This window comes from Thomasclavelia sp., assembly GCF_017889095.1.
GTDB lineage: Bacteria > Bacillota_I > Bacilli_A > Erysipelotrichales > Coprobacillaceae > Thomasclavelia.
On sequence record NZ_JAGHEW010000108.1, the window covers coordinates 1 to 4,046 of the forward strand.

At 26.2% G+C, this 4,046-nt stretch carries 4 protein-coding genes and 1 pseudogene; 4 read left to right on the plus strand and 1 reads right to left on the minus strand.

Annotated elements, in window-relative coordinates:
- Nucleotides 1–575 precede the first annotated feature (575 nt).
- The 4 genes from J7M77_RS04945 (at nt 576) to J7M77_RS04960 (ending at nt 2,751) form a co-directional block, all read left to right on the plus strand.
- Entirely contained in the window at nt 576–1,061 is a 486-nt protein-coding gene (locus tag J7M77_RS04945; protein WP_296876611.1) for a type III toxin-antitoxin system ToxN/AbiQ family toxin, read from the plus strand.
- Between the two features lie 416 nt (nt 1,062–1,477).
- Nucleotides 1,478–1,798: a helix-turn-helix domain-containing protein gene (locus J7M77_RS04950; protein WP_367236749.1), complete on the plus strand. Its 321-nt coding sequence runs from the start codon at nt 1,478–1,480 to the stop codon at nt 1,796–1,798.
- A 139-nt stretch (nt 1,799–1,937) separates the two neighbouring features.
- Nucleotides 1,938–2,393 (plus strand): hypothetical protein, encoded by a 456-nt coding sequence (locus J7M77_RS04955; RefSeq protein ID WP_296876613.1) that lies wholly within the window; start codon nt 1,938–1,940, stop codon nt 2,391–2,393.
- 166 nt (nt 2,394–2,559) lie between these two features.
- Nucleotides 2,560–2,751, plus strand: coding sequence for a winged helix-turn-helix transcriptional regulator (locus J7M77_RS04960; RefSeq protein WP_296876615.1), 192 nt, complete (start codon nt 2,560–2,562; stop codon nt 2,749–2,751).
- A gap of 459 nt (nt 2,752–3,210) precedes the next feature.
- On the opposite strand, the pseudogene J7M77_RS04965 reads toward J7M77_RS04960, so the two are convergent.
- Nucleotides 3,211–3,564, minus strand: a pseudogene (locus J7M77_RS04965) (tyrosine-type recombinase/integrase); the annotation flags it as partial.
- Nucleotides 3,565–4,046 lie beyond the last annotated feature (482 nt).

Here is a 4,046-nt window from a genome sequence, read left to right on the forward strand (position 1 = left end):
GAATAAGATTAGATATAAAAGCTCGATAATTCGAGCTTTTTTGTATCATATAATATTGTGAAGTTTCTTAAATTGATAGTATTTAAGATTTTTGATGCTTATTTATCTATTTTATTAAAGAAAATTTCAATATTTAATAATAACTTAACATTTATTTCTTGAATTATACGCAAATAAATATTAAAAGTAATTCCTATATCTCTATGTCTAAGTGAGAAGGAATGCTTTTTAAATCTATATTATTGTAAAGTAGAAATACTTTTTTATATCAGTTTTAATTCTTTAAAAAGGTATATTTATTTCATGCTTTCTATTAATGGATTTAAAATATTATATTTATTGACTTAAGTATCAATAATCGCTAAAATATAGTTGAAGGATATAAATGAATATTTATTTATATCTGGACATACTATTAAATGAACAGCTATGTTCAAATATTATCCGCTAGCTGGCTTGCGGGATATAAAAGGCCAGCGTTCAAATATTATCCGTTAATTCGTGTACGGGATATAAAAGACGAATGTACAAATTGCCCCTTAGTTGGGGCATATTTTATTTAGGAGTATAATTCTATGATTCAATTAGGAAATTTATATTTTATAAAACAATCGTTTTTTGATTTGGTTCAAGACAATACATTGCCTATTAATAAACCGGATGACGAAAATGGAAAACATGGACGGCCTGCTTTTTGTGCTATCAAGATTGATCAAGGTGACTATTATTGGGTAATACCATTTTCTCATCAAATAGAAAAGTATCAGAAAATATATGATAAGAGCATTCAAAAATATGGTCGTTGTGATACTATAGAATTTGGATATGTTTTAGGAGAAAAGAAGGCTTTTCTGTTACAAAATATGTTTCCAGTTACTGAACAATATTTTAAAGAAGTATATATAGATAAAAATACCAAAAAGCCTATTGAACTATCGAATAAGTTAAAACACAACTTGAAATCTAAAGCAAATAAACTAATATCTTTATATAGTAGAAAAGGGATAAAACTAATGTTTACTGATATAGATAAGATACTGCAAACATTAAACATTGTTTAGATTCTTTAATCTTGTAGATTTTTCGATTTTTGGGGTTTATTTGGAGCTTAAAACTTTAAAAACTATTCAAATACAGTAAACTTCAAGGAACAATAACTTTTAAAATAGTACCTATTTATCAACAAAAATAGAAACTATTCAATTCTTGAAAACGGGTTATAAAAGTAGAGTAGTATAAGATCAGATATAAAAACTCGATAATTCGGGCTTTTTATTTTATTTGAATTTATATAACTTAGTATAAAGGGAAAATATATGTTAAAAATAGGTTTAATGCTGAAAATATATTGAATCGCTTTTAATAACATGTGATAATAAAATGAATATTATCTATCGATTGGAGGGATAGAATGAATGATCAGGAAAAATAAAATGTAGAATGGAAATCTATTTGGAAAGACGATTATTTAGAATGGATATGTGGTTATGCTAATAGCCAGGGTGGTAAATTATATATCGCTGTAGATAATTGTGATAATATTATAGGTCTTGATAATGTGAAAAAATTATTGGAAAGTTTACCAAGTAAAATCCGAGATGCTTTAGGAATTGTTGTAAATATCAATTTATTAAAAAATAATAATCTTGAATATATTGAAATAGATGTTCCTGCTTATCCAATTGCTATATCATGCAAAGGGAATTATTATTATCGTAGTGGTAGCAGCAATCAAAAATTAACTGGAGTAGAATTAGAAAGTTTTATTTTTAAGAAAACGTGGTGCTACATGGGATAATGTACCTCATCCATTAGTAACAATTGATGATTTAGATAAAAATGCAATTCAAAAATTTAAAGAGCTTGCGATTAAGAAAAAGAGAATTGATAAAATTGTATTAGAAGAAGATATAGAAACATTATTAGATAAACTTCATTTGCTTAATCATGGATATTTAACTAATGCTGCTTTACTTTTATTTTCAAAGGATCCAGAACGATATTTTACGGGAGCCTTTATTAAAGTTGGTTTTTTTGAAACCGATGCTGATTTGCTTTATCAAGATGAAGTAAGAGGTTCACTTTTTGATCAAATTGATAAAGTAATGGAACTTATATATTTCAAATATATGAAAGCTAAAATTTCATATCACGGACTACAAAGAGTAGAAGAATATTTTGTTACTGAGGACAGTATGCGTGAAGCAATTTTGAACGCAATCGTCCATAAACAGTATGAATCAGGTATTCCAATACAAATTAGTATCTATAAAGATAAATTGTATATTATGAATGTGGGTAAGTTGCCAGAGGATTGGACAAAACAAAATTTATATGAAAAGCATGGTTCAAAACCATATAATCTTAATGTGGCATTTAGCAGGACATATTGAATCATGGGGAAGAGGAATAGAAAAAATATTTGATTCTTGTAGAGAAAATTACTTACCATTACCAATTTATCATGTTAATTCATCAGACATTATGATCGAATTTAATGCTCCTGATCGACTAATAATTGATAATTTTGTAAAGGTTACAGAGAAGGTGACTGATAAGGTGACTGATAAAATGGAACTTATACTAGGATTATTAATTGAGGATCCAGCATATTCATATATTGATTTGGCAAGAAAAATGAATTTAAGTAGAAAAACAATAGCAACATATATTAAAAAATTAAAAGATTTAGGTTATATTGAAAGAATCGGAACAGACAGGAAAGGTTATTGGAAAATTATCAAAAAATAACTTTTATAAAAATGTGAATAAAAACTTATTTATAGGATTTAATAATCATATATATTTTAATAATTAATGATTCGAGAGTCAAAAGATGAAAACACTAATTTTGAGAGATTTGATGCTAAGTAGTACATAAATATAGTTAGGTACATCAAATAAAAGCAGTGGTGTTCTCAAATGAGAACACTAGCAAAAATATGATAATAAGTATTCTATAATAAGAACAATATTTAAAATATATTTATAATTGTTCTATAATGAAAACATAAAGAGATGACAATGTTATGATAGAGTGTAAAGATTATCTTGATAAATTAAGAGAATGGAAAGATCAAAATATTATTAAGGTAATTACTGGAATAAGAAGGTGTGGGAATAATGTAAAGTTAGAAATAATGTAAAGTAGAGATTTAAATTCTTTGATTTATAAGGAAATTTGATCAAACTACTTTACATTATTTTTTATTATTTAGATAAGTTGGTCAGCCAATCCATCAAATCCTTATTGTTCGTCCAATCCTGTTCTGAAATTTCAAATATATTTTCATATACTTTTTCTAATGTTTCAATTTTATTTTGATTGCACACTCTTGCATATATCTTAGTTGTTTTTACGCTGCTGTGTCCTAAGAAATCTCTAATATAAATCAATTCAATTCCAGCTTCTAGTAAATGAACTGCTTTCGAATGTCTAAATATATGTGGATGTACATTTACAGTAATATTTGCGTTATGTTCTGTATTTGATATTTTTACATATTTACTGATGATATATGAAATTCCTGTCCTTGTATAAGTATTTCCACTTCTGTTTTGAAAGAGATACGGATGGTTATGTCAAAGGTTGACAAATAGTTATCAGAAAATTTAAAAATTTATCATTTTTAATTCCTTTAATGCGCTCTTTTTTTTTGACGAAATCTCATAATACTGTTTAATATCTGCAATTCAATGTGAATTGTACTTATTTCTTTATAGAGTTTCCGTCCTTACTCTTTTAAATCTTATTTTATTTTTGTCTAATGCACGATTTAATTTGATTTAGAGCAGTGCGCAAATAATCCAAAATGAATTTATAGAGGTGTTTCATATCATATTTTCTCTTTATAACTTAAAACTCTATCTTCATTGATTGTACAAAGAACGTTTCAGTCACAAATGAATTAATAAACGAAAACAGATCGTTTATAAAAGCGTGTCTATATTTATGCTAGGAAAAATGATATAATGAGCATGTGTAGAAAGGGTGAAGCAAAATGGGTATGTATTTAAATCCAGGTAATGATGATTATTGTGAATTA